At 60.0% G+C, this 23,035-nt stretch carries 29 protein-coding genes; 15 read left to right on the top strand and 14 right to left on the bottom strand.

The window, feature by feature from the left end; genetic code table 11:
• Positions 1-10: 10 nt before the first annotated feature.
• The 4 genes from ACOQFT_RS17435 to ACOQFT_RS17420 form a co-directional block, all read right to left on the bottom strand.
• Positions 11-871: a glycosyltransferase family 10 domain-containing protein gene (locus ACOQFT_RS17435; RefSeq protein ID WP_421599153.1), complete on the bottom strand. Its 861-nt coding sequence runs from the start codon at positions 869-871 to the stop codon at positions 11-13.
• Positions 868-1,755 carry a PhzF family phenazine biosynthesis protein gene (locus ACOQFT_RS17430; RefSeq protein ID WP_421599152.1) on the bottom strand — a complete coding sequence of 296 codons (888 nt, stop codon included), beginning with the start codon at positions 1,753-1,755 and terminating at the stop codon, positions 868-870. The genes ACOQFT_RS17435 and ACOQFT_RS17430 overlap by 4 nt, the downstream gene beginning before the upstream one ends.
• Positions 1,756-1,841: 86 nt before the next feature.
• The gene (locus ACOQFT_RS17425; RefSeq protein WP_170325930.1) at positions 1,842-2,066 is read right to left on the bottom strand and encodes a DUF1150 family protein; all 225 of its coding nucleotides are present in this window, start codon (positions 2,064-2,066) and stop codon (positions 1,842-1,844) included.
• A 5-nt stretch (positions 2,067-2,071) separates the two neighbouring features.
• Positions 2,072-2,485, bottom strand: a complete 414-nt coding sequence (locus ACOQFT_RS17420; protein WP_085821398.1) for an Hsp20 family protein — start codon at positions 2,483-2,485, stop codon at positions 2,072-2,074.
• A 164-nt stretch (positions 2,486-2,649) separates the two neighbouring features.
• Between ACOQFT_RS17420 and ACOQFT_RS17415 the strand changes: the two genes are divergently transcribed.
• The 4 genes from ACOQFT_RS17415 to ACOQFT_RS17400 all read left to right on the top strand — a co-directional run bounded on the left by ACOQFT_RS17415 (position 2,650) and on the right by ACOQFT_RS17400 (position 5,247).
• Positions 2,650-2,874, top strand: coding sequence for a DUF465 domain-containing protein (locus tag ACOQFT_RS17415; RefSeq protein ID WP_170440808.1), 225 nt, complete (start codon positions 2,650-2,652; stop codon positions 2,872-2,874).
• Positions 2,875-2,939: 65 nt separating this feature from the next.
• On the top strand, positions 2,940-3,425 hold the full coding sequence (purE, locus tag ACOQFT_RS17410) for a 5-(carboxyamino)imidazole ribonucleotide mutase (RefSeq protein WP_421599151.1): 486 nt from the start codon (positions 2,940-2,942) through the stop codon (positions 3,423-3,425).
• Positions 3,422-4,183 (top strand): NAD(P)-binding domain-containing protein, encoded by a 762-nt coding sequence (locus ACOQFT_RS17405; protein ID WP_421599150.1) that lies wholly within the window; start codon positions 3,422-3,424, stop codon positions 4,181-4,183. The genes purE and ACOQFT_RS17405 overlap by 4 nt, the downstream gene beginning before the upstream one ends.
• The gene (locus tag ACOQFT_RS17400; protein WP_421599149.1) at positions 4,180-5,247 is read left to right on the top strand and encodes a 5-(carboxyamino)imidazole ribonucleotide synthase; all 1,068 of its coding nucleotides are present in this window, start codon (positions 4,180-4,182) and stop codon (positions 5,245-5,247) included. Before ACOQFT_RS17405 ends, ACOQFT_RS17400 begins: the two co-directional genes overlap by 4 nt.
• Before the next feature lie 58 nt (positions 5,248-5,305).
• Here ACOQFT_RS17400 and ACOQFT_RS17395 read toward each other — a convergent pair whose 3' ends face one another.
• The 6 genes from ACOQFT_RS17395 to ACOQFT_RS17370 form a co-directional block, all read right to left on the bottom strand.
• Positions 5,306-6,457: an alpha-D-ribose 1-methylphosphonate 5-triphosphate diphosphatase gene (locus tag ACOQFT_RS17395; RefSeq protein ID WP_421599148.1), complete on the bottom strand. Its 1,152-nt coding sequence runs from the start codon at positions 6,455-6,457 to the stop codon at positions 5,306-5,308.
• Positions 6,454-7,227 (bottom strand): esterase/lipase family protein, encoded by a 774-nt coding sequence (locus ACOQFT_RS17390; RefSeq protein ID WP_421599147.1) that lies wholly within the window; start codon positions 7,225-7,227, stop codon positions 6,454-6,456. The genes ACOQFT_RS17395 and ACOQFT_RS17390 overlap by 4 nt, the downstream gene beginning before the upstream one ends.
• A gap of 30 nt (positions 7,228-7,257) precedes the next feature.
• A complete protein-coding gene (locus tag ACOQFT_RS17385) occupies positions 7,258-8,109 on the bottom strand; it encodes a DMT family transporter (protein ID WP_421599146.1) in 852 nt (283 codons plus the stop codon).
• Between the two features lie 246 nt (positions 8,110-8,355).
• On the bottom strand, positions 8,356-9,996 hold the full coding sequence (gene groL / locus ACOQFT_RS17380; RefSeq protein WP_421599145.1) for a chaperonin GroEL: 1,641 nt from the start codon (positions 9,994-9,996) through the stop codon (positions 8,356-8,358).
• A 56-nt stretch (positions 9,997-10,052) separates the two neighbouring features.
• Positions 10,053-10,340 carry a co-chaperone GroES gene (locus ACOQFT_RS17375; protein WP_120632017.1) on the bottom strand — a complete coding sequence of 96 codons (288 nt, stop codon included), beginning with the start codon at positions 10,338-10,340 and terminating at the stop codon, positions 10,053-10,055.
• Between the two features lie 152 nt (positions 10,341-10,492).
• Positions 10,493-11,167 (bottom strand): DUF2161 domain-containing phosphodiesterase, encoded by a 675-nt coding sequence (locus ACOQFT_RS17370; protein WP_421599144.1) that lies wholly within the window; start codon positions 11,165-11,167, stop codon positions 10,493-10,495.
• Between the two features lie 122 nt (positions 11,168-11,289).
• Here ACOQFT_RS17370 and ACOQFT_RS17365 point away from each other — a divergent pair, with 122 nt between their 5' ends.
• On the top strand, positions 11,290-12,270 hold the full coding sequence (locus tag ACOQFT_RS17365; RefSeq protein ID WP_421599143.1) for a TraB/GumN family protein: 981 nt from the start codon (positions 11,290-11,292) through the stop codon (positions 12,268-12,270).
• Positions 12,271-12,381: 111 nt separating this feature from the next.
• The gene (locus tag ACOQFT_RS17360; RefSeq protein ID WP_421599142.1) at positions 12,382-13,302 is read left to right on the top strand and encodes a manganese-dependent inorganic pyrophosphatase; all 921 of its coding nucleotides are present in this window, start codon (positions 12,382-12,384) and stop codon (positions 13,300-13,302) included.
• A 29-nt stretch (positions 13,303-13,331) separates the two neighbouring features.
• Here ACOQFT_RS17360 and ACOQFT_RS17355 read toward each other — a convergent pair whose 3' ends face one another.
• A complete protein-coding gene (locus ACOQFT_RS17355) occupies positions 13,332-14,240 on the bottom strand; it encodes a hypothetical protein (protein WP_421599141.1) in 909 nt (302 codons plus the stop codon).
• Positions 14,241-14,295: 55 nt separating this feature from the next.
• On the opposite strand from ACOQFT_RS17355, the gene ACOQFT_RS17350 reads away from it, so the two are divergent.
• The 6 genes from ACOQFT_RS17350 (at position 14,296) to ACOQFT_RS17325 (ending at position 18,601) form a co-directional block, all read left to right on the top strand.
• Positions 14,296-15,171 (top strand): HAD family hydrolase, encoded by an 876-nt coding sequence (locus ACOQFT_RS17350; protein WP_421599140.1) that lies wholly within the window; start codon positions 14,296-14,298, stop codon positions 15,169-15,171.
• A 100-nt stretch (positions 15,172-15,271) separates the two neighbouring features.
• Complete coding sequence (locus ACOQFT_RS17345; protein WP_170478393.1) at positions 15,272-15,715, top strand: MaoC family dehydratase; 444 nt, start codon at positions 15,272-15,274, stop codon at positions 15,713-15,715.
• Positions 15,654-15,974: a Stf0 family sulfotransferase gene (locus ACOQFT_RS17340; RefSeq protein ID WP_421599139.1), complete on the top strand. Its 321-nt coding sequence runs from the start codon at positions 15,654-15,656 to the stop codon at positions 15,972-15,974. The genes ACOQFT_RS17345 and ACOQFT_RS17340 overlap by 62 nt, the downstream gene beginning before the upstream one ends.
• Positions 15,975-16,164: 190 nt before the next feature.
• A complete protein-coding gene (locus ACOQFT_RS17335; RefSeq protein ID WP_421599138.1) occupies positions 16,165-17,097 on the top strand; it encodes a bifunctional riboflavin kinase/FAD synthetase in 933 nt (310 codons plus the stop codon).
• Positions 17,094-17,567 carry a YcgN family cysteine cluster protein gene (locus tag ACOQFT_RS17330; RefSeq protein ID WP_421599137.1) on the top strand — a complete coding sequence of 158 codons (474 nt, stop codon included), beginning with the start codon at positions 17,094-17,096 and terminating at the stop codon, positions 17,565-17,567. The genes ACOQFT_RS17335 and ACOQFT_RS17330 overlap by 4 nt, the downstream gene beginning before the upstream one ends.
• Positions 17,567-18,601 carry a threonine aldolase family protein gene (locus tag ACOQFT_RS17325; protein ID WP_421599136.1) on the top strand — a complete coding sequence of 345 codons (1,035 nt, stop codon included), beginning with the start codon at positions 17,567-17,569 and terminating at the stop codon, positions 18,599-18,601. The genes ACOQFT_RS17330 and ACOQFT_RS17325 overlap by 1 nt, the downstream gene beginning before the upstream one ends.
• Here ACOQFT_RS17325 and ACOQFT_RS17320 read toward each other — a convergent pair.
• Complete coding sequence (locus ACOQFT_RS17320; protein WP_421599135.1) at positions 18,598-19,407, bottom strand: alpha/beta fold hydrolase; 810 nt, start codon at positions 19,405-19,407, stop codon at positions 18,598-18,600. The genes ACOQFT_RS17325 and ACOQFT_RS17320 overlap by 4 nt on opposite strands.
• Positions 19,404-20,006 (bottom strand): 2-hydroxychromene-2-carboxylate isomerase, encoded by a 603-nt coding sequence (locus tag ACOQFT_RS17315; RefSeq protein ID WP_421599134.1) that lies wholly within the window; start codon positions 20,004-20,006, stop codon positions 19,404-19,406. The genes ACOQFT_RS17320 and ACOQFT_RS17315 overlap by 4 nt, the downstream gene beginning before the upstream one ends.
• A 108-nt stretch (positions 20,007-20,114) precedes the next feature.
• Here ACOQFT_RS17315 and ACOQFT_RS17310 point away from each other — a divergent pair, with 108 nt between their 5' ends.
• The 3 genes from ACOQFT_RS17310 (at position 20,115) to ACOQFT_RS17300 (ending at position 22,627) form a co-directional block, all read left to right on the top strand.
• The gene (locus ACOQFT_RS17310) at positions 20,115-21,134 is read left to right on the top strand and encodes a ribose-phosphate pyrophosphokinase (protein WP_421599133.1); all 1,020 of its coding nucleotides are present in this window, start codon (positions 20,115-20,117) and stop codon (positions 21,132-21,134) included.
• Positions 21,135-21,194: 60 nt separating this feature from the next.
• A complete protein-coding gene (gene rpiB, locus ACOQFT_RS17305) occupies positions 21,195-21,647 on the top strand; it encodes a ribose 5-phosphate isomerase B (protein WP_421599132.1) in 453 nt (150 codons plus the stop codon).
• A gap of 296 nt (positions 21,648-21,943) precedes the next feature.
• Positions 21,944-22,627: a hypothetical protein gene (locus ACOQFT_RS17300; protein ID WP_421599131.1), complete on the top strand. Its 684-nt coding sequence runs from the start codon at positions 21,944-21,946 to the stop codon at positions 22,625-22,627.
• Between the two features lie 42 nt (positions 22,628-22,669).
• Here the strand turns inward: ACOQFT_RS17300 and ACOQFT_RS17295 are convergent, their stop codons facing one another.
• On the bottom strand, positions 22,670-23,020 hold the full coding sequence (locus tag ACOQFT_RS17295; RefSeq protein ID WP_421599130.1) for an H-type lectin domain-containing protein: 351 nt from the start codon (positions 23,018-23,020) through the stop codon (positions 22,670-22,672).
• Positions 23,021-23,035 lie beyond the last annotated feature (15 nt).

Below are 23,035 nucleotides of genomic sequence, written 5' to 3'. Positions count from 1 at the left end.
TTTTTTGTGGTCAGAGCTCGGCGCGGATGGCGGCGACGGCGCGGGCTTCGAAGTCTCCGAACTCGGCCGCCTTGGGCTGGATCGCCTGCAGGTGCGGCAAGCGGGTGGCATAATCCTCGGCTGAGGCCGCCTGAATTGCACACTGAATATCAGCCTCGGAGTCGCACAGGATCATGCCGGACGTATCGAAGAAATCCCCGATATTCGGACAGCCCCAATAGATCGGCACCGTCGAACACAGGATCGCGTCCGTCAGCTTTTCCGAGAAATAATTCCGTTCCTGCACGTTCTCGATCACCACGGAATAGCGGTACGGGGTCAAACCGTCGGATTTGCGGTCAAACGGCGTATAGCCGCGCCCCATGATATCCACATCCGCGCCGGTTTCCCGCAGCCAGTCGATCACCGAATGGCGCAGCTGGTGCCCTTCAAGGTCGCGCTTGGCCGACGCGATCAGCGAGCAGGATTTGGTTTTCGTGACATCAAGGTCCTGCCAGTCGGGCACCATGGTAACGCCATAGGGCAGGAACACGGCGTTCGGAATGTTCTGCAACAGCACATCGTGAAAGGTCAGCACCCGGAAGAACCGCCGCCACGTATATCGCAGCATCCGGTCGTGTTTGCCATGAATGGCCGAGGGCTCGCCCATCATCAGCGATATCCGCGCGCGGGTGCCCCGACGCAGGCGCAGATGGACGGTCGAGTTCGGATGCATGATCAGGTGATCGGTGGGTTCCAGATCACCGACCGTCTTGCCGGTCAAACGATCCGGGCAACCTTCGGGCCAGATCAGATCCGACAGCGGGATCGAGGCCAGTTTCGGCCCCAACCGATGCCCATAGGGCAGGATCGCGATCGCGGGTTGGGTCATTCTGCAGCCTCGGGCAGGTCCACTTGACCGCGCATCAGAATGTGGCCGCGCCCCGCAACCTTGATGCCGGTCATCGCATCCGGCGGGCCAACGCGGGTGACAGTGGCCTGACCGGGCCGCCCCATGTCGTGGCCCTGCTCGGCGATGAATGTGTCTTTGGGCATCAGCCCGTGTTTCCACAGATACGCCGCCATCGCGCCGGTGGCCGATCCGGTGAACGGATCCTCGGGCGGGCTGGGCGGCGCCATCAACAGGCGCGAGAATGTGTCGCCCGCTTCGGTCGCACCTTTGAGTGTGACAAGGAAAGGTTCGGCCATGTCTGATCCTGAAAACCCTGCTTTCTCAGTTATTTTCGGCAGCTTGCTGATGTCCAGCTTTGCGGCGCGCAAGGCCTCATGATCGCGCAGAACAGTGACGCAGAAGGGCAGCCCGGTGGAGACAAATTGCGGCGGGGAAATGATAGCCTCTTCGGGAAGGCTGATCGCAGCGGCAACCATATCGGCTGGCACGGCACTGCCAAATTGCGGCGCGACCTGTGTCATCTCGATTTCATCGCCGTTCAGGCGAATCGAGACAATCCCGGCCCCGGTCTCCAACGTCAGCGCGTCGCCCTGAAACAGGTCGCGTGACCGCATTGCGGCAACGGTGGCGATGGTGGGATGCCCGGCAAAGGGAATCTCGCGGCTGGCCAGAAAATAACGCACCCGGATATCGGCCAGATCGGACGGGCCGGTAAACGTGCATTCGACCAGAGAAGTTTCGCGCACATAGGCCATGCAGACCTCTTGCGAAAGAACAGCGCCGCCATGAACCACTGCACAGCCGTTGCCGCCAAACGCACGGTCGCTGAAGGCGTCTACCCAGTCAAAGTCAAACCAGCTCATGAATTGCGCCCTTTCGATATGCGAACCGCTATAGGTCCGCATATCTTGCCCGCGGGGCGGCAGATGTCACGGGCAAATCGTGTGGCTCAGTGGACGGCCACCGGTGAAAAATCATGTTCGCGCGCCAGGACAAAAGCCAGCTTGCGGTCGGCGACCAGCGCCAGTTGCTGACCGTCGGAATCGTGAACGGCGTAAAGCTGATCCAGATCGCCCGCCTGCTCGCGCACTTCCCGAGGCAGATCAGCGACGTCGACAGCTTTCACATAGACGATCCGGTCGCCTTCGGCATTCAGCTCAATCGGTGTATTCATTGCTCTTACCCCTTTCTTATGTTGATCGTTTGCACCACGGTTTCGGGTACGGCGCGGGTCAGGTCTACATGCAGCAGGCCGTTTTCCATGATCGCCTCGCCCACCTCGACCCCGTCGGCCAGCACGAACATACGCTGGAACTGACGCGCCGCGATGCCACGGTGCAGGAAAACTCGCCCCTCGCTGTCGTCGCGTTGACGGCCCCGGATCACCAGCTGGCGATCCTCGATGGTGATCGACAGATCCTCTTCTGCGAACCCGGCCACCGCCAGAGTGATGCGGTACGAAAAGTCCGAGGTCTGTTCGATGTTATAGGGTGGGTACCCTTCGTTACCGGCCTTTGCAGACCGTTCCAGAAGGCGTTCCAACTGCTCGAACCCCAAAAGATGCGGGTATGAGCCAAGAGTAAGTTTCGACACGTATTTTCGTCCTTTATTGCCAAAGCGACGTGTGGTGCGGCCCCGTTCTGGCAACCGCGTAGAATAGAATATGGGAATATGCGGGGATGTCCACAAGGTCTGGCCGGATAAACCCTGACACACTATCTTGTGTGCTAAGCACCACAAAAGGCACTGAGTCGCACATGAACGCGCCCACCGATCTTTCGATGAAAACAGACGAGGTTTTGCGGGTTGAACTGGAGGTTTTCCGCCGCCAGCACCGAGACCTGGACCAGGCGATCGAGGCGCTGCAATCCACCGGCACGGCCGATCAGCTGACGCTCAAGCGGCTGAAAAAGCAGAAACTGCGGCTAAAGGACATTATTCGTCTGATCGAAGACCGTTTGACCCCTGACATCATCGCCTGACGCATTGCCACGAATTCGGATTTGGCTATAGTGCCCGCTCTTTCGAAAGGCAGGGACGCAAGCGGATGAGCGACGTGAAAGTGGGGATCATCATGGGCAGCCAGTCGGACTGGCCCACGATGAAAGAAGCCGCAGACATTCTGGATGATCTGGGCATCGCGTATGAGAAACGCATCGTTTCGGCGCACCGGACCCCCGACCGGTTGTGGGATTACGGCAAAACCGCCGTTTCGCGAGGGCTGCATGTGATCATTGCAGGGGCCGGAGGGGCCGCGCATCTGCCGGGCATGATGGCCTCGAAAACCCGAGTGCCGGTGATTGGCGTTCCAGTGCAGACACGGGCGTTGTCGGGTGTCGATTCGCTGTATTCCATCGTGCAGATGCCCAAGGGTTTCCCGGTGGCGACCATGGCGATTGGCGCGGCTGGCGGCGCAAATGCGGGCCTGATGGCGGCTGGTATTCTGGCCCTGCAGGACGACGCGCTGGCCCAGCGGCTGGATGCCTGGCGCGAGGCGCTGTCGGCCTCGATCCCCGAGGAGCCCCAGGGATGAGCCGGATCGGATTCATCGGAACCGGGCATATTGCGGCTCCGATGGTTCGGTTTTTGGCCTCGAAAGGGCATTTCATATCCGTTACTGATCGTAACACCGACGTTTCGGCAGCCCTTAGGACCGAACTGGGTGTGACGGTCACTGATGCGCAATCTGTAGTCGACACCTCGGACATCGTGTTTCTGTGTCTGCGCCCGCAGATTGCACCGGACGTCCTTGAAACGCTGACGTTTCGCGCCGACCAGCAAATCATTTCGGTCATGGCGGCGGTATCGGCCCAGCAACTGGCGCAGCTTTGCGCCCCGGCCTCTGATTTCGTTCAGACGATCCCTCTGGGTTTTCTGCAACAGGGTGGGTGCCCCCTGGCAGCCTTTGGAAATGACACTCTGCTGGCGGATTTGTTCCAACCGGAAAACCCGGTCGTCAGTGTCTCGGACGAGGCGGCGCTGAATGCGCATTTCGCGATTTGCGCAATGGTCCCCGGTATGCTTGACCTGATGGCGACCGGTGCCGCGTGGCTGACCGAACAAACCGGCGACGCGGACGCCGCCGAATTCTATACCACTCAACTATTGTCAGGGTTCCTGTCCACGATGGAAACGGGTACGTCGGGACGGTTGGCCACTGAGCGCGACGCCCTGGCGACCGAGGGAACGCTGAGCCTGCAGATGACGGATGGATTGCAGTCCGGTCGCGCCCATGATGTGTTGCGCGCGACCCTGACGGCGATTGGATCACGGTTGGAGACGAAAGAATGACCGACACACTAAAACCCGGTGCGAAGATCGGTATCCTGGGCGGCGGTCAGCTGGGACGCATGTTGTCCGTGGCGGCGGCCCGCTTGGGGTTTGTGACCCACATCTTCGAACCCGGCGCCAACCCGCCCGCGGGGCAGGTCGCTGACCGGGTGACCACCGCGGCCTATGACGATGCGGACGCCCTGCGCGCCTTTGCCGAGTCGGTCGACGTCATCACCTATGAATTCGAGAACATCCCGACCGAGGCGCTGGACCTGCTGGAATCCCACCGCCCTATCCACCCGGGGCGCGAGGCGCTGCGCGTCAGCCAGGACCGGCTGACCGAGAAGAATTTTCTGCAAGGTCTTGGCCTGCAAACCGCGCCCTTTGCCGACATCACCGACCTGGACAGCCTGAACGCGGCGATCAACCAGATCGGCACGCCTGCCATTCTGAAGACCCGCCGCTTTGGCTATGACGGCAAGGGCCAGGCGCGGTTGCATGGTCCCGAAGATGCCGAGGCTGCTCTGGCCGATATGGCGGGCGCGCCGTCGATCCTTGAAGGGTTCGTCGAGTTCAGCCACGAGGTTTCGATCATCGCCGCGCGCGGGTTGGACGGTCAGGTCGCCTGTTTCGATCCCGGCGAGAACGTGCACCGCGACGGCATCCTGCACACCACAACGGTCCCTGCCCGCCTGCGCCCGGCGCAGCGTACGGATGCCGTGCTTTTGGCAGCCAACATCCTCAACGCGTTGGACTATGTTGGCGTTATGGGTGTTGAGCTGTTCGTCACCCCCGCCGGTCTGATCGTGAACGAGATTGCGCCGCGGGTGCATAACTCGGGGCATTGGACCCAGAACGGCTGTGCGGTGGACCAGTTCGAGCAGCATATCCGCGCCGTGGCCGGGTGGCCGCTGGGGGACGGGCAACGGCATTCGGATGTGGTCATGGAGAACCTGATCGGTGCCGACATGGATCGCGTGCCAGAGCTGGCGCAGGAACGCGACGTGGCCCTGCATCTTTATGGCAAGGCCGAGGTAAAGGCCGGTCGCAAGATGGGTCATTTCAACCGCATCTCGCGCTAGGGGATCGCGCTGCCGCGCGATGCCTCCGGCGGGAGTATTTGGGAAAAGATGAAGCGGGTCAGCGAACGAACCGGGCCGCGATATCTCCGGCCATGTAGCTGACCCGGCCAGCTGCCAGAGTCGCGGCAACGCGATGGGTTTCGGCATCCAGAATGACCAGATCGGCACGCTGCCCCGAAGCCAGCGTGCCCCGGTCATGCAACCCCAACACGTGCGCAGGCCCCGAGGACACCAGCGCCCATGCGCCTGCCATATCCACCAACCCGGATTTGGCCAGCATCAGCGCAGCACGTCTGGGGCTGGGGTAGTGATAATCCGAGGCCAGCGCGTCGCAATACCCCATCGTGATCAGGTCAAGCGCGCTGACATTGCCCTTGTGCGAGCCCCCACGCACCACATTGGGCGAACCCAGAATGATATAGTCGCCGCAGGCACGGGCGGCCTCGGCGGCCGCAAGCGTTTCTGGAAATTCGGCGATTTGCGCCCCGCGCTTGCGCCAGTCGGCGCGGGTCAGCGCGGTGGCATCGTCATGGCTGCCCATGCGCACGCCCTGCTTGGCGAGGGCTGCACACAGAGCGTCCAGCGCCGCAGGCACCTCGGCTCGGCGGTCGTGCATGGACAGCAACAGTTCGAAGTGTTTCTCTGGGTTGCGCCCGGCCTTGAGCGCCTGTCCGGTCAGGCGCGGTGGTTTGCGCCGCTCGGCCAGACGGTCATGTGGAAGGTGATCGTTGAATACCACATAGGGCACCTGCCATTCGGCAATGCGTTTGGGCAATCCCGCATAGTCGTCCAGCATATGCGTCTCAAACCGAAGCTGAGGCATAAGGTCGGTCACGACGCGATCCTTGACTGCAGCAATGGCCTCAAACACCTGCCCTGCGAATTCGGGGCCGCGCACGCCGCCCTCCCAGCTGTGGAACTGGGCCAGAACGGCGGTGGTGATGCCGTTGGCGGCCAGCTCAGCCTCGACCGAGAGGATGCCCTCGTCCATCTGCTTCATCGCCCCGCGACGCGGCGCTATATGGCGCTCGAACCCATCCCCATGCAGATCAATGATGCCCGGCAGCACAAGATATCCTGACAGGTCGATTTCACGCCCGGTGCGGTCCGGTTGAATGACGCCGTCCGCCATGGCCAGGTCAGAGTGCACAAGGCCTTGCTCCGGCAACAGCACTTCTGCGCCGGTCAGGGTCAGGTTTAATGCGGTCATTGCGATGGCTCCGAGGCAGGTTCCGAGCAATCCTGCCCGATGCAGATTTCGTCGATGATATCCATCACGCCGTCCAGCCAGGTGATTTGAGGATCAAACTGCCCGTACTCGATGAAGTGCAGCGCCTGAGCCATGACGCGCGGGTTGTTCATCATGAAGGTGTGGGTCACCGGCAGGACGATGTGATCCTTCATCCCTTCAACTTTCGTCGTCTCAATCGACACTTTGCCGTCATCCCGACCGTCGATCATGGACGAGAACAGCGGGTTCAACGAGTTCTCGCCCGCGATCACGCCCAGTTCGAAATCAACCGGAGGCAGTTGGCGTGGGACGCCCTCGGGGCCGGTACCCAATGCCAGTCCGGCGGGGCCATGCAACATGCCGAACACTTCATACGCGCCCAGTTCATCGACCAATTGACTGCCCTGATTGGGCGGGCCGAGCATGACCACGCGACCCAGGTTCTCGGGCCGATGATCCTGCAACCAATAGCGCAGCAGAATGCCGCCCATCGAATGCGCCACCACGTTTACCCTGTCGTTGCCACAGGCCGCAAAAGCATCTGGCAGAGTTTGTTCGACCAGCTTGGGTATCGGCAAGTCCGTTGACGGATACCCCGGACGCACAACGTTATAGTCATGCGCCTTGAACAACTGTTCCATCACGGTGAACGAGGCCTCGGTCCGCGCGAGCCCGTGCAACAGCACCACGCATTTCGCATGAGCCGCCATTGGGGCGAGCAACAGAAAGATGGTAAGCAGGTATCTCATAGCCGCCAGATAAAGCTTAACCTAGGTTGATTAAACCCCCTGACGGGGTTTCAGTCGCAGAACGGCCAGCGCGATCCCGCCCAGAACCAGCCCCGCGCCAAGGACCAGACGCAGGCTGGCCGTTTCGCCCAAAAGGATGACCCCTCCGACAATCGCGATAATCGGGACGCTCAGTTGCACGACAGCTGCAGTGGTGGGTGCTAACTGAGGCAGAACGCGATACCAAAGCGCATACCCCAAACCCGAAGTGACGCCTCCGGACAGTGCCGCCAGCATATAGCCCGTTGCCGACATTCGCCATTCCACTCCGGCGATCAGCAAGGCCAGTGCAGTGAGTGGCAACGCGACGACGAAATTTGCAGCCGTCCCCGCCAGCGCGTCCGGTTCTGACCGCCCAACCAGCGAATAGATTGCCCAGCCGATCCCCGCTGCCGTCATCAATGCGGCGCCGACCAGATTGACCTGAACCGCGCCCGAAGGCCAAAGCACATAGGTCAATCCCGCAAGCGCAATCGCGGCACCGGCAACCTGCCGCATTTGCGGAGTGTTACCCGACATCGACGTAACCGCGAACATGGCAACCTGCACGACCCCGAACAGGATCAAAGCCCCCAACCCGGCATCCAGGGTCAGATACGCCACGGAAAACCCGATCATATAGAGGGATAACGACCCCGCCCCCGCGATCCTGCGATGGTTGCGCAGCGGCAGGTGCCCGGCTTTTACCCAGACCAGAACAGCCAGCACCACAGCCCCGGCCAGAACCCGAACAACCGCGAACCCGGCGGGGTCGCTGGCCCCGCTGTTGATGGCCAAACGGTTCAGGATCGAGTTTGCCGCAAAAGCGCACATGGTCAGCGCGGTGAGGAGGAACAGTCTCATATCAACCGCATAGCGGTTCCGCAGGGATTTGCACACTCACTTTCCCGCAGAGGAACGCCCCCGCTTCATCTTTTCAAAAATACTCCCGCCGGAGGCATGCACGCGCAGCGGGCATCCTGAAAAAAAACGGGGCCGCCCGAAGGCAACCCCGTCCATATTCCTGCGACTTTTCCCTCTCGGCAGCTTTGCCTTGCAGCCAAGCGCCTGTCGGGACCGTCAGAATTCGCCAAGGCGAATTCGACGTGCTTACATCATGCCGCCCATGCCGCCCATGTCCGGCATACCGCCTGCGGCAGGTGCGTCTTTCTGCGGCTTGTCTGCAACCATCGCTTCGGTGGTGACCAGCAGACCGGCAACCGATGCCGCATCTTCCAGAGCGGTACGGACAACTTTGGCCGGGTCGATCACGCCGAACGAGAACATGTCGCCATACTCCTCCGACTGCGCGTTGAAGCCGAATGCTGCGTCGTCGCTTTCACGGACTTTGCCAGCAACAACCGCACCGTCGACACCTGCGTTCTCGGCGATCTGGCGCAGAGGCGCTTCGATTGCCTTGCGAACGATGTTGATGCCTGCGTCCTGATCGGCGTTTGCACCTTTCAGGTTTTCCAGTGCTTTGCCGGCCTGAACCAGCGCAACACCACCGCCGACAACAACGCCTTCCTGCACAGCAGCGCGTGTTGCGTTCAGAGCATCGTCCACACGGTCCTTACGCTCTTTCACTTCAACTTCGGTCATGCCGCCGACGCGGATAACAGCAACACCGCCTGCCAGTTTGGCAACACGCTCTTGCAGCTTCTCACGGTCGTAGTCCGACGAGGTTTCTTCGATCTGAGTGCGGATCTGAGCAACACGTGCTTCGATCTCGGCTTTCTCGCCAGCACCGTCGACGATGGTGGTTTCGTCTTTGGTGATTTCGATTTTCTTGGCGGTGCCCAGCATGTCCATGGTCACGGACTCGAGCTTCATGCCCAGATCTTCGCTGATGACCTGACCACCGGTCAGGATTGCGATGTCCTGCAGCATGGCTTTGCGGCGATCGCCGAAGCCCGGAGCTTTGACAGCAGCAATTTTCAGGCCGCCGCGCAGTTTGTTGACAACCAGAGTTGCCAGCGCTTCGCCTTCAACGTCTTCCGCGATGATCAGCAGCGGCTTTTGCGACTGGATCACCTGCTCGAGCAGCGGAACCATCGGCTGCAGCGAGGACAGTTTCTTTTCGTGCAGCAGGATCATGCAGTCGTCGAGCTCTGCGATCATCTTGTCTGCGTTGGTGACGAAGTAAGGCGACAGGTAGCCACGGTCGAACTGCATACCTTCGACAACATCGGTCTCGGTTTCCAGACCTTTGTTTTCTTCGACGGTGATAACACCTTCGTTGCCAACCTTCTGCATCGCGTCTGCGATCTGCTGACCGATTTCAGCCTCGCCGTTGGCCGAGATGGTGCCAACCTGAGCAACTTCAGCCGAGTCCTTGACTTCGCGCGAAGCCGACTTGATGCCTTCAACAACCTTGGCAGTTGCCAGGTCGATGCCGCGCTTCAGGTCCATCGGGTTCAGGCCAGCAGCAACCTGCTTCAGACCTTCGCGAACGATGGCCTGGGCCAGAACGGTTGCGGTGGTGGTGCCGTCGCCGGCTTCGTCATTGGTGCGGCTGGCGACTTCTTTCACCATCTGCGCGCCCATGTTTTCGAACTTGTCTTCCAGTTCGATTTCCTTGGCAACCGATACACCGTCTTTGGTGATGCGCGGTGCGCCGAAGGATTTGTCCAGAACCACGTTGCGGCCTTTGGGGCCCAGGGTCACTTTAACAGCATCGGCCAGGATGTTCACACCTGCCAGCATGCGGTTACGGGCATCGGTGTCGAACTTGACGTCCTTTGCAGCCATGTCGTTTCTCCTTGAGAAATTAAGTTGGGAATGAAGAGTCAGAGAAGCGCGTGGGCTTACTCGATGATCCCCATGATGTCGCTTTCTTTCATCATCAGCAGCTCTTCGCCGTTGACCTGAACCTCGGTGCCCGACCATTTGCCGAACAGGATCTTGTCGCCAGCTTTCACAGCCATAGCGATCAGTTCGCCGCTGTCCTTGCGTGCGCCTTCGCCGGTTGCAACGACTTCGCCTTCGCTGGGCTTTTCTTTTGCGCTGTCAGGAATGATCAGACCACCAGCGGTTTTTTCATCGCTTTCGGTACGGCGAACCAGCACGCGGTCATGAAGCGGTTTCAATGCCATCTTTGCAGCTCCTTGGGCTCAAAGTTTGTTTATCCTCCCCCCGCCGGCTGGCGGGGCGTTAGCACTCGGGGTGTATGAGTGCCAGCGACGCATAGCTAGGGAGTCCAAATCCCCGAGTCAACAAGCTGTGATGGATTTTTTGGCAAATGGCCTCAGTCGGCGCTTTCCCAGCTATAGGCCCAGTGTTTCAGGCCCTCGCTGCCTGCATCCGACAGCGCATAGACGCCCTTGTCGATCTTGTCGAACCAGCCATAGTGGTTTTCCCGCATCAGGCGGGTGGCCGTGGGTACTCCGGTCGCTTTTGCCACCTCGGCCCCCTTGGTCGCGCCGCATTCGGCCAGATGAGCCGCGCATTTCAACGCGTCCTGCCGATAGGCCGTGACGATCCCGTGCCGGGTGGCGCCTCCGGCATTGGGATCACCTTCCAGCCGGTCGAATTCACGCAGCAACCGCGCCGCTTTGGCCTTGTTCTTGCGCGGCGCATAGGGGCCGGGGTCGCACTGTACCTCGACCGTACCATCGGCCCGCACGGTGATCAGCCCCAGACCCAAACGGCGACACAGAGCAAGGTTGTCCTTCAACGCCCGCCGGGCCGTGCGCCCCTTGGGTTTGCACACCCCGATATAGACCTGATCGGTCACCTTCAGCCGCGTGATCGCCTGATGGAACAGTGCCAGCGAAAACCGCAGCTTCAGTTCCACGATCACCGGCTCATCCCCATCCCGAACGGCGACGATATCGGCCGCGCCGACCTCGCCTTTGACGGTATAGCCCTGACGCTCCAGCAACGCCTTGATGGGGGGATAGAGATCCTGCTCGCGGTTCATAAACACATGCTAGGCGAATTGCCACAGAATGCCAGAGGCCACATGCAAGCCTCTGATCTGCCTTGCATACCGCCCTGCACCGAGGCAAGGTCCGGCAAGATGACATCACCGGGATGATACACATGCGCCTGTTTCTTTTTCTGATCTGCCTGCTGCTGCCCGCCACAGTTCAAGCTGCCTGCGAAGGGCGTGATCTGAAGGCCGATCTGACACCTTCGGCCAGGGCGGAACTGGAACGGGCCCTTGAAGGCGTTCCCTATCCCGAGGGCAACCACTGGATCGCGAGCAAGGGCGACACGGTTCTGCATCTGATCGGCACGCTCCACCTGAGCGATTCGCGCATGGACACGATTGTAGAACGCCTTGCACCAACACTCAGTCAGGCCGATGCCTTTTATTTCGAGGTGACTCAGGACGAGATGGACGCTTGGGAACAGGAACTGGCCCGTGACCCAAGCCCGATCCTGATTACATCCGGTCCTACCCTGATCGAATTGCTGCCCGAAGAGGCGTGGTCGGCCCTATCGTCAGCAATGGCTGAGCGCGGCATACCCAGTTGGATGGGGGCAAAAATGCGCCCCTGGTTTCTGGGCATGACGCTGGCGATGCCTGCGTGTTTGATTGCGGACCCCGAGGCCAGTCGCGGGTTGGATGCACGCCTGACCGAATTGGCCGAAGAACGCGGCATCCCGCAATTCTCGTTGGAGAGCATCGAGGAACTGATGGCGGTGTTCGAAATCCACACCATCGAAGAACAGGCGGAATCGCTGGCGCGGATGTCCAATGCCTATGGCAACAGCGACGACCAGATGGTCACCATGGCAAAATCCTATTTCGACGAAAATCACGCGCATTCCATCGAACTGGGTCGCATCATGGCGCGCAAGTATTCCGGCATGTCACCCGAAATCTTTGACGAGGAATGGGATGCGTTCGAACAGCACCTGTTAATCGAGCGGAACAACAACTGGATGCGACATATACTGAATATTCAGGATCAGACCGCCGTGATTGCCGTGGGCGCGGGGCATCTAGGCGACACGCACGGCCTTTTGTACCAGTTGCAACAGGCCGGATACACCCTGACCCGCGCCCAGTTCTGAGGGTATACGGACGAATTTCAGACCAACCGTCGCAGCGTAAACACTGCCGGGTGACAAGCCCGGCGGTCCGACCTATAAGGCGCGCAAATTTATCATCCTCAGGACGCTGACATGACAACCCTTGTATTTGGCCATAAATCCCCCGACACGGACTCCACAGGCTCGCCGATCCTGTGGTCGTGGTACCTGAACGAAGTGAAAGGCGAACAGGCCGAGCCAGTTCTGCTGGGCGAGCCCAACACCGAAGCGGCCTTCATGTTGCAACGCTGGGATCTACCCAAGCCGCGCATTATCGAAGATGTGGACGCGGATGCTCCGGTTGTCATCGTCGACACCAACAACCCGGCCGAGCTGCCCGCCAGCGTCAACAGCGCCGACATCCGTGCCATCATCGACCACCACAAGCTGGTTGGCGGTCTGGAAACCAAAGGCCCGATCGACATCACCGTGCGCCCGCTGGCCTGCACCGCGACCATCATGGTTGACCTGATGGGCGACGACGCCGCCAAGATGCCCGACGCCGTCAAAGGCGCGGCACTGACCTGCATCCTGTCGGACACGCTGGAATTCCGCTCGCCCACCACCACCGCGCATGACCGCGAAGTGGCCGAGAAACTGGCCGCCGATCTGGGTCTGGACGTCTCGGCCTATGCTGCCGACATGTTCGCGGCGAAATCGGACGTGTCGTCCTTTTCGGACGCTGAACTGATCCGCATGGACAGCAAGGAATACGAAGTCGACGGCACCAAGTTCCGCGTCTCGGTTCTGGAAACCACCGCACCTGGCGTCGTGCTGGACCGCAAGGCCAGCCTGGCAGATTCGATGGTAGACGTCGCCAAGGAAGATGGTGTTGATCAGGTTTTGCTGTTCGTGGTCGACATCCTGAACGAAGAAGCCACCCTGCTGGTGCCGAACGATCTGGTCAAAGGCGTAGCCGAAAAAAGCTTTGGCGCATCGGTCGATGGCGACGCCGTTGTTCTGCCGGGCATCATGAGCCGCAAAAAGCAGATCATTCCGAACCTCAAGGTCTGATCTAATCTGAACGCCAGTTGCAGGGGCACCTATTCCGGTGCCCCTGTTTTGTTCGGGACACCCGCATTCGCGTGCTGGTGAAACAAAAGCCCCTCACGGCGATACAAAATCAAGCCGTGATCCGTATACAGATCACGTTTGAAAACCCGCTCCCACTCTTCCTGATCTGCAGATTTGTCCAGACGCCAATACTGAACACACAGGTCTGCCAACTCGACTTCAAGTATATCCCCCAAGCACTGGGTATCCCCAGATGGGACAAACGTCTCCACCTTGAATTCATAGCACGTTCGGAACGGGGCAATCCCCCGACATCGCTCAACCGCATAAAACTCGATGCGGTAGGCAAAGAGATTGACGTTAAAGAGGTCGCCAAAGAAAAGCACCTCATTCGTCTGCATTTCATTCCGATCCAGCCAATAGTCGGGTGAGAAGAACTCGAACGCCGTGGCGTACATGAATTCTCGCTCGCCCCACTTTCCGTCAAAGCGATAGGGTTTGTGCGAACTCGAACTCCAATAGTTTATGATCGGTTCCTCGCCTTCTTCTACTGGCAGGAAATGTTCCTCGCCGAACAGCGCCGTGGCAAAAATCAGGGTAAGTTCCTTATGGCCCGTGTTTCGCACGGTCGAAGAAATCTTGACCGGCACCATCCCCATCTCGATTACCGGCTCTCCGACCGAGGCCGAAACATTCACCTCCAGCACATAGCTCTTGCCAAATTCAAGCAAGCCGAACTGAAACACCGCCCACAAACCGGCGAGCGATATTGCGATGATCTGAAACCATCGGAAAACCGCTTCGGTCCTACCCTGAGAGCCGCCCTCTTTCTGCATCCTGCAATCGCAATAAACGTAACAAATCGGCGCGTAGCATAACACGAATCCGGCTCTGAGCCGAATGGCGCGCTGCCCGCTGACACCGTGCGGGATGGTCATTCTGCCCGCGCTTTGGCATAGCTAGCGCAAACCTGTTTTCTTGCCCGAGGCCATTATGACCCAGATCATCCACGCCCTGTCCGACGTATCCGACCGCTATAAGGCGCTGTTTGTTGACCTTTGGGGCTGCGTTCACAATGGCATCACCGCCTTCCCCGAGGCCGTCGCCGCCCTGCAGGCCTATCGGGCAAATGGCGGGATCGTGGTGCTGGTCACGAACTCTCCGAAACCCCGCGCGGGTGTGGCCGAGCAGCTGGCACAATTCAACGTGCCCGAGGATGCCTATGACACCATCGCCACCAGCGGCGACTCGGCGCGTTCGGCCATGTTTCGGGGTGCGGTGGGTGAGAAGGTCTATTTCATGGGGGAATGGCAGCGCGATGCCGGGTTCTTTGAGCCGCTGAAACTGCTGCACCACCCCATCCACATCGAACGTGTCCCGCTGGTCGAGGCCGAAGGCATCGTCTGCTGCGGCCCGTTCGACCCGATGGCGGACCCGTCGGTGAACCGCCCCGATTTCCTCTATGCCAAGCAAAAGGGTATGAAGCTGCTCTGCGCCAACCCCGATATTGTCGTCGACCGGGGCGAGGTTCGGGAATGGTGCGCGGGCGCGCTGGCCCGGCTATACACCGAGATGGGTGGAGAGAGCCTGTACTTCGGCAAGCCGCATCCGCCGATCTATGATCTGGCCCGTCGTCGGCTGCAGGAATTGGGTCATGACATCCCTGATGGCGATATTCTGGTGATCGGTGATGGCCCCCATACCGACATTCTGGGCGGTATGGGAGAGGGAATTGATTCTCTGTTCATCTCGGGCGGATTGGCCGCAGCCGAAACAAAAACTGAGCACCATCCGCACCACGAATCCCTAACTGACTATATCGCAAGGGAAAAAATCAACCCCACCTATACAATCGGCCGTTTGAGATAGTCAGAAAAGACTTGATTTTCTGCGACTGCGAAGTAATAAAGTTGCCGAACTAGGGCGACTTTGGTTGTTTTGTTGCCCTGCGGATTCAAGTGAGGGCGACATGTTGGACAATCTTCCGCGCGGCACGATCTGTATCGAAGACATCGAAATGGGTATGACCCGCTACCTGCGCAAAGTGGTGACGGACGAAGATATCGAGATGTTCGCGCAGGTTTCGACTGACCGGAATCCGGTGCATCTGGATGACGATTACGCCCGTGACACGATCTTCGAGGGGCGCATCGCGCACGGGATGCTGACCGCCGGTCTGATCTCGGCCGTGATCGGGGAACAACTGCCCGGCCACGGCACCGTATACATGGGCCAGTCGCTGAAATTTCTGGCCCCGGTCCGCCCCGGCGACATGGTCTATGCCGAGGTCAAGGTGATCGACATCGACTTTTCCAAGCGTCGGGTCAAGCTGGACTGCCATTGCTCGGTCGATGGTAAGAAAGTGCTGGTCGGTGAGGCCATGGTATTGGCCCCGTCGCGCAAGTTCGACTGAGCCGAATCCAGGCTCTACCTGTCATGTTTCAGCCATCGGCCCGGTCTACCTCCGGGCCGTGAGTCATTTCGGCGCGCACGTCATCTGTGCAAACCCACGCAGCGGCAGCACGTTTCCGTGCAAACGGCTGGCCGCAGCCGGATGCGCGGCCAAACCGGCATCCTACTTCCGCTCACCGCCTCTGGTCGACTGGATGACGCATTCATCAGGGCCAACACACCTATCCGAACCCGTACGCCGCCCTGCGCATGGTCTTTGACAAGGCCCGCTGGCGAGTGACTCAGTTGGGCATTGATCCTTCCCGTGCAGCCTAGGTCACGCCTCAGACCGCCAGACCGGCAGGTACGACAATTCAGAAATAGGTCCGACGGCTTCAAGCCGACAGACCCTCGGCGGGACGGCGAAATCAGGCGCTTGAACCCACCCCGCAGTCCCGCTAGGCAGGCACTATGCGCATTATCCGGGATTTTCAGTTTGTCGAGCCTCAGGACCGCGGCGCCAGCGTGGCGATCGGGAATTTTGACGGCGTTCATATCGGCCACCAATCGGTGATCGAACTGGCGCGCAATGCGGCCCCGGATGCCCCTTTGGGCGTGCTGACATTCGAACCTCACCCGCGCGAGTATTTTGCACCCGATGCCCCCCCCTTTCGCCTGATGCGCGGCAACGCCCGCGCGCACCGGTTGGAAAAGCTGGGCGTGCGGAAACTGTACGAATTGCCCTTCAACGCGGCCTTGGCCGGGCTGACACCCGAGGAATTCGCCCGCAACGTGATCTGCGATGGGCTGGGCCTGTCGCATGTGGTCGTAGGCGCCGATTTCCGTTTCGGCAAAGGCCGCAGCGGAACGGCGGATGACATGGCCCGCTTTGGGCAAGAGATGGGGTTCGGCGTCACCATCGCTCCGCTGATGGAGCGGTCCGAGAACGTGGTCTCCTCGACCGCAATCCGCGCCGCATTGTCCGAAGGCCGCCCGCGCGATGCTGCCGCCATGCTGGGACACTGGCATCGCATCGAAGGCGAGGTCATCGGCGGCGAACAGCGTGGCCGCGAGCTGGGCTTCCCCACGGCAAACATGTCCATCGAGGGGCTGCACCCGCCGAAATTCGGCGTCTATGCGGTGCTGGTCGATGTGTTGGACGGCCCCCATCAGGGCAGCTATCACGGCGCGGCCTCGGTGGGGACCAGGCCGATGTTCCACGGCGAAGTGCCCAATATCGAGACCTTTCTGTTCGACTTCTCGGGCGACCTTTATGGCGCGACCCTTTCGGTCGGGTTGATCGACTATCTACGCCCCGAGATGACCTTTGACGGGCTGGACGGCCTCATCACTCAAATGGGTGCCGATTGCGATAAGGCTCGCAGCATTCTGGCGGTGCTATGACAACCGATCCGATTGATCGCAACGGTCTGAGCCCCCGTTTCTGGGAACGCAAACCACTGGCCCAGATGAACCAGCACGAGTGGGAGGCACTGTGTGACGGCTGCGGCAAATGCTGCCTGAACAAGCTGGAAGACGAAGATACCGGCGAGGTCGCCCTGACCTGCGTCGCCTGCCGCCTGCTGGACGATGAGAGCTGCCGCTGCACGCAATACGATATCCGCCACCAGTTCGTGCCGGAATGCATCGTCATGAAGCCGGACAACATCGACGACCACGCCTATTGGCTGCCACAGACCTGCGCCTATCGGCTGCTGTGGGAAGGCAAACCTCTTTACGACTGGCACCCGTTGATATCTGGTACGCCGAACAGCGTGCACGCCGCCGGGATGTCGGTTCAGGGCCGCACGGTATCCGAGTTCGAAACACCGCTTGAAGAGTGGGAAGACTATATCATCGAGGAGCCCAGCTGATGTATTTCGCCTCTGACAATTCCGGGCCGGTTCACCCCCAGGTCATGGCCGCACTGAACGCGGCCAATGAGGGCTATCAGATGGCCTATGGCGCCGACACGCTGATGAACGAGGTGCGCGATCGCATTCGCGGCATCTTCGAGGCTCCGGGCGCGGCGGTTTATCTGGTGGCCACCGGAACGGCGGCGAATTCGCTGGCGCTGGCGACGCTGGCAAACCCTTGGGATACGGTTTTCTGTTCGCCTGTTGCGCATATCCATGAGGATGAATGCAACGCGCCGGAATTCTACAGCGGTGCCAAACTGACGCTGGTGCAGGGCAGCGACAAGATGGAGCCCGAAGCCCTGCGCCGCTCGATTCTGGCCGAAGAGACACGCGGTGTGCATGGCCCGCAACGCGGGCCGGTGTCGATCACGCAGGTCACGGAACGCGGTTCGGTTTATTCACTGGCCGAGCTGCAGGCGCTGTGCGGTGTGGCCAAGGAATACGGCCTGCCGGTGCATCTGGACGGTGCGCGGTTCACCAACGCGCTGGTTGCGCTGAACTGCTCTCCGGCTGAGATGACGTGGAAAGCGGGTGTGGACGCGGTCAGCTTTGGCGGTACCAAGAACGGGCTTATGGGGGTTGAGGCGGTTGTCTTCTTCGACGAAACCAAAGCGTGGGAGTTCGAACTGCGCCGCAAGCGCGGGGCGCATCTGTTTTCCAAACACCGCTATCTTTCGGCGCAGATGGCGGCCTATCTGCAGGATGACCTTTGGCTGAAACTGGCACGTCAAGCCAATGCCAACTGCGCCCGTCTGGCCGAGGGATTGCGCGCCAAGGGGGCCTCGTTCCTGCATGAACCGCAGGCCAACATGATCTTCGCGCAATTCTCGCGCGCGCGGCACAAACTGCTGCACGACGCAGGTGCCGTTTATCACCTGTGGGGGGCGGAGCTGGAAGGCGACGATGACGCGGAAATCCTTGCCTGCCGCCTGGTCTGCGACTGGTCGATCAGCGCTGAGGAGATCGACCGGTTCCTCGCCCTGCTTTAACGGCTGCCGACGTCCTGCCAGAACTGCCGTACAAGGCGCGCAGTGTCTTGCGGATGCGAAATCGGCAACATATGCCCTGCCCCCTCGACCACGGCGCAGTGTGCATCGGGCAGCCGCCTTTGCAGCCCCTGTGCAATCACAGGCATCACCGGATGCGTCCTTGACCCGCTGAGGATCAGAACCGGCATGGCCGCTCGGTCCAGAACGCCGGGGCTCAGCAGCCCTTTCTGGTCCTGAAACAGAACATCTTCGACCGCTGGAACAACGTGCACGCCGCGCACCATCGCGGCACGCGTCCGCTCCGGCAGGTCCGGCCAGCGGGGGCTGTCATCGGTGCTCCACATCCTGTTGAACAGGCGCGCGGCCAGCGCCATGTCTCCGGCGGCCAGAGCGTCCGTGTAGGGCTGCGCCTCGTGGTCGTGCTTTGCCATCAAATCGGGCGCGTCCTGTTTCGCGACCGCAAAGAACACAGGCTCGATCAACACGGCGCTGCGGATCAACTCAGGATGTTCGACCGCAAGGCGCAACGCTATCATGCCGCCAAAGGAATGGCCGATCACGTCCATCGGCTCGGTCAGCTGTGCGACCGCCGCTTCCGTCGCGAGGTCGAAAAAATCGCCCTGCCCGTCCCAATCCGGACTGCGCCCATGCGACAGCATGTCCGGAGCGATCAGGGTCGCCTCGCCCTCCAGCGCCGCAGCCAGACCGGACCAGGCGCCGGAATGCGCAATCGTGCAGTGCAGGGCCAGAACGTTTCGCGCGCCCTGCCCCAAGGTTCTGACATGAACCGGTGACAGGTCCTTCACCCTTTCATCTCGGTCAGGTGCCGATCCAGATCGTCCAGCCGATCCTGTCCCCAGAACCTCTGATCATCTTCGGTGATATAGAAAGGCGCACCAAAGACGCCGCGATCCACCGCCTCTTCCAGATTGGCGGCATAGGTTTCAGCCCCCACCAGCAGGCCACTGTCGGCAAGGTTCGGATCAAACCCGGCGTCTGACAGGCACGCGCGGATCACGTCATCCTGCGCGATGTCCTTTTCCTCGACCCAACAGGCGCGCAGGAAGGACTGGACCAGTTGGCCCACATCGCCAGAGCCGTCCTTGACCGCCGCGATCACCGCATAAGAGGACGGCGCCATATTGGTCGGCCAGTGCGCCGGTCGCAGATTGAACTCCACTCCCAAATTTCTGGACTGCCGCAGCAACTCCTGCGCCCGGTATTCAACGCGCGAGATATGCCGATCCTTCGGTGGCGTCCCCCCGGTGCGTGCGAACAGGGCCATGATATCCAGCGGTTTGTAATTGATCGTCGCCCCGTGCCTGGCCGCAATTTCTTCCAGCCGCGCGCCAGCCAGATAGGTGAATGGCGAGAGTGTCGCAAAAAAGTAGTCAATCCGGGCCATGTTCACTTTCTCCGCAGCGTTATCTTTGCTGGACGTTAAGGCCATGCTAAGCGGTGTCAACATCACGAATCTGTCACATTTGCCATTGCTGCCCGGGGACCTCAGCCGATGCCGACACTCCACGAACCCAAGCTTATCGCTGGGAACGCCAATCTTCCGCTTGCCGAATCCATTGCTCGCCGCATGAGCTTGTATCGCGGTGTCGATCAGGGTCTGGTCGATGCCCGGGTCGAACGGTTCAACGATGGCGAGATTTTCGTCGAAGTGTTCGAAAACGTCCGTGGCGAGGATATGTTCATCGTCCAGCCGACCTCGAACCCGGCCAATGACAACCTGATGGAATTGCTGATCATCGCCGACGCGCTGCGCCGCTCGTCCGCGCAGCGGATCACCGCCGTGATCCCCTATTTCGGCTATGCCCGTCAGGATCGCCGCACCAAAGCCCGCACGCCGATCAGCGCCAAGCTGGTGGCCAACATGCTGACCGGCGCCGGGATCGAGCGGGTTCTGACAATGGACCTGCATGCCGCGCAGATTCAGGGGTTCTTTGATATCCCCGTGGACAACCTTTATGCCTCGCCGATCTTTGCACTGGATGTGAAAAATCAGTTCAAGGACAATCTGGACGAGATCATGGTGGTCTCGCCCGACGTTGGCGGCGTGGCCCGCGCGCGTGAGCTGGCCAAGCGGATCAACGCGCCCCTGTCAATCGTGGACAAGCGCCGCGAAAAGGCCGGCGAAGTCGCCGAGATGACCGTGATCGGTGACGTGAAGGACAAGATCTGCCTGATCGTGGACGATATGTGCGACACCGCCGGCACGCTGTGCAAAGCGGCGCAGGTGTTGCTGGATAAGGGCGCAAAAGAAGTGCACTCGTACATCACCCACGGCGTCATGAGCGGCCCGGCGGTCGAACGCGTGACGAACTCGGTGATGAAGTCGCTGGTGCTGACCGACACCATTCAGCCCACCAAAGAGATCGACAAGGCCAAGAATATCCGCATCGTGCCGACCGCGCCGATCTTTACCCAAGCGATCCTGAACATCTGGAACGGCACCAGCGTGTCGTCCCTGTTCGAGGACAAGACCCTGACGCCGATCTACGAATCCATGTACCACATGGACTGACAGAGACGGGCGGCCCGACAGCCGCCCTTTTTCGTTGCAATATCAAATCAGGACGTTCCAGTGACCGCCTCAAAACGCATTGTTCTTTCCAGCGACCACGCAGCCATCGATCTGCGCCAAGCCGTCGCCGACCACGTTGCAGCCCAAGGCTGGGACGTGGTCGATATCGGACCAACTACTCCCGAAAGCACGCATTACCCCAAACATGGCAAAGCCGCAGCGCAGGCTGTGGCCTCGGGGGATTGCGAACTGGGGATCATTCTGTGCGGCACCGGACAGGGTATCATGATGGCGGCGAACAAAGTCCCCGGCATCCGCTGTGGCGTCTGCTCGGACGCATTCTCGGCCCGGATGATCCGCCAGCACAACAACGCCAACATGCTGTCCATCGGCGCCCGTGTGGTGGGTGAAGGCCAGGCGCTGGACATCGTCGATGCGTTTCTGGGGGCCGAATTCGAAGGCGGCCGTCACGCGACGCGGGTAGACATGATCGAGGAAGACAAAGGGGCCTAAACTAGCCCTTTCTTCAAAGCACCACGAAACCTGACGCCGCTCTCTTGCAGAGCTTGGTCGTAATGCGTCTGACACATTTTGGAGCTCTCCGGCGTGGCAACTTCGTAAGCGACCTTTGCACGAGCGCGACGAGTACCGCAGGAGTTAGACAAGTTTAGCCGCCTAAAGCGCAGTATTACTGCAAGCACCTTTCCTTGTGCCGGTACACTAAATCCGCCGACATTCGGCCAATTTTCACCACATTATCTGGGTAGGGATTTTCGAAACCTTAAGTTTAATTCTTGAGACATCGACCTATGTCCAGCGCAAGCTTTCAGGACCGCATTCAACGCATCAACGCTAAAAATCCGCATTCGAGCGCCCCCCTTTCGCAAGAGGTTACAAAAGCTTCATCATTGCGTCCGACACACTGGAAGGTACTTGTCGGCATTCTGATTTTGAGTGTCGGCCAACAATTAATGAGACAGGCCAACGATAGCTACGAGACTATAAAGCAAAGCTATGGGATGGGTGCCGCAGCCGGGCTGGGTATCGGAGGCGCGTTGATGCTGGTGTATGGCTGCGTTCTTATGTACCGCGGCCTTACTGCGGCCAACACGCAGCAGAACAAGACAATCTCACACGGTTCCGGAACTGACGGGCGCCCCAAACGTAAAGCGTCATACATGGCGCGGACCATCAGTTCTGTTGTGGGCTTCATTTTTGGCTCCATCGCGTCATTTTACCTGATCGTCGGAACAGTCGCCCGCTCAATCGACACCAATGTTGCGCGTGAGTTCGCCACTGAGGCAGGCATGGCTATGATTGGGCTAGCTTTTCTTTCCGTGTTCATCGGAATTACCGGGCTTCGTCTACGTGGATTTGGCTTGGGTCGTGTTCCTGTTTACTTTCTAATTGGAGCCTTAATAACGATTTCCGCCATAAACCTGAGCGGCACTAACCCCTACGAATGGGGTTGGTTGGTTTCCAGACTGCGCTGATCAACGCGAAGAATGCATGGTATGTCTTTCTAAGCTCATGCTTCACGATATCTCCCAGTCATCCTCGTGAGGCACTTCACCTATAGCCGTCCACGTCACCCGTATCCGGGCAATGCGTGTGTCTGACCATGTTCGGAACACGGCGACAAAACCTTCGGGCGTTACGTCGGCAGCCGTCACTTCGGCACGCAAGGCAGAGGATGTGTCCACATCCCACAGCGACACGCCAATCTGAACCACCGGCACCGACCGGAAGGGCTGACTGAAGGTGACAGGTTTGCGCCGTTCGCGCGGCCCCTCACCCGTCCACATATCGCCACCATCAGCGAATTCGGAAAACAGCACGGCCTCGCCTTGGTCGATGCCAATCGGGTGGGTTCGAAATGTCTTCATTACATCGTCTTTTTC

Origin of the sequence: Ruegeria sp. MALMAid1280, assembly GCF_049195285.1 — a bacterium.
Classification (GTDB): Bacteria; Pseudomonadota; Alphaproteobacteria; order Rhodobacterales; family Rhodobacteraceae; genus Ruegeria.
This window is presented reverse-complemented; position numbering and strand designations above follow the sequence as displayed.

Coding starts and splice junctions, on each gene's coding strand:
- ACOQFT_RS17435 (WP_421599153.1), bottom strand. CDS start 871: ATGACCCAACCCGCGATCGCGATCCTGCCCTATGGGCATCGGTTGGGG.
- ACOQFT_RS17430 (WP_421599152.1), bottom strand. CDS start 1,755: ATGAGCTGGTTTGACTTTGACTGGGTAGACGCCTTCAGCGACCGTGCG.
- ACOQFT_RS17425 (WP_170325930.1), bottom strand. CDS start 2,066: ATGAATACACCGATTGAGCTGAATGCCGAAGGCGACCGGATCGTCTAT.
- ACOQFT_RS17415 (WP_170440808.1), top strand. CDS start 2,650: ATGAACGCGCCCACCGATCTTTCGATGAAAACAGACGAGGTTTTGCGG.
- purE (WP_421599151.1), top strand. CDS start 2,940: ATGAGCGACGTGAAAGTGGGGATCATCATGGGCAGCCAGTCGGACTGG.
- ACOQFT_RS17405 (WP_421599150.1), top strand. CDS start 3,422: ATGAGCCGGATCGGATTCATCGGAACCGGGCATATTGCGGCTCCGATG.
- ACOQFT_RS17400 (WP_421599149.1), top strand. CDS start 4,180: ATGACCGACACACTAAAACCCGGTGCGAAGATCGGTATCCTGGGCGGC.
- ACOQFT_RS17395 (WP_421599148.1), bottom strand. CDS start 6,457: ATGACCGCATTAAACCTGACCCTGACCGGCGCAGAAGTGCTGTTGCCG.
- ACOQFT_RS17390 (WP_421599147.1), bottom strand. CDS start 7,227: ATGAGATACCTGCTTACCATCTTTCTGTTGCTCGCCCCAATGGCGGCT.
- ACOQFT_RS17385 (WP_421599146.1), bottom strand. CDS start 8,109: ATGAGACTGTTCCTCCTCACCGCGCTGACCATGTGCGCTTTTGCGGCA.
- groL (WP_421599145.1), bottom strand. CDS start 9,996: ATGGCTGCAAAGGACGTCAAGTTCGACACCGATGCCCGTAACCGCATG.
- ACOQFT_RS17375 (WP_120632017.1), bottom strand. CDS start 10,340: ATGGCATTGAAACCGCTTCATGACCGCGTGCTGGTTCGCCGTACCGAA.
- ACOQFT_RS17370 (WP_421599144.1), bottom strand. CDS start 11,167: ATGAACCGCGAGCAGGATCTCTATCCCCCCATCAAGGCGTTGCTGGAG.
- ACOQFT_RS17365 (WP_421599143.1), top strand. CDS start 11,290: ATGCGCCTGTTTCTTTTTCTGATCTGCCTGCTGCTGCCCGCCACAGTT.
- ACOQFT_RS17360 (WP_421599142.1), top strand. CDS start 12,382: ATGACAACCCTTGTATTTGGCCATAAATCCCCCGACACGGACTCCACA.
- ACOQFT_RS17355 (WP_421599141.1), bottom strand. CDS start 14,240: ATGACCATCCCGCACGGTGTCAGCGGGCAGCGCGCCATTCGGCTCAGA.
- ACOQFT_RS17350 (WP_421599140.1), top strand. CDS start 14,296: ATGACCCAGATCATCCACGCCCTGTCCGACGTATCCGACCGCTATAAG.
- ACOQFT_RS17345 (WP_170478393.1), top strand. CDS start 15,272: ATGTTGGACAATCTTCCGCGCGGCACGATCTGTATCGAAGACATCGAA.
- ACOQFT_RS17340 (WP_421599139.1), top strand. CDS start 15,654: ATGGTAAGAAAGTGCTGGTCGGTGAGGCCATGGTATTGGCCCCGTCGC.
- ACOQFT_RS17335 (WP_421599138.1), top strand. CDS start 16,165: ATGCGCATTATCCGGGATTTTCAGTTTGTCGAGCCTCAGGACCGCGGC.
- ACOQFT_RS17330 (WP_421599137.1), top strand. CDS start 17,094: ATGACAACCGATCCGATTGATCGCAACGGTCTGAGCCCCCGTTTCTGG.
- ACOQFT_RS17325 (WP_421599136.1), top strand. CDS start 17,567: ATGTATTTCGCCTCTGACAATTCCGGGCCGGTTCACCCCCAGGTCATG.
- ACOQFT_RS17315 (WP_421599134.1), bottom strand. CDS start 20,006: ATGGCCCGGATTGACTACTTTTTTGCGACACTCTCGCCATTCACCTAT.
- ACOQFT_RS17310 (WP_421599133.1), top strand. CDS start 20,115: ATGCCGACACTCCACGAACCCAAGCTTATCGCTGGGAACGCCAATCTT.
- ACOQFT_RS17300 (WP_421599131.1), top strand. CDS start 21,944: ATGTCCAGCGCAAGCTTTCAGGACCGCATTCAACGCATCAACGCTAAA.
- ACOQFT_RS17295 (WP_421599130.1), bottom strand. CDS start 23,020: ATGAAGACATTTCGAACCCACCCGATTGGCATCGACCAAGGCGAGGCC.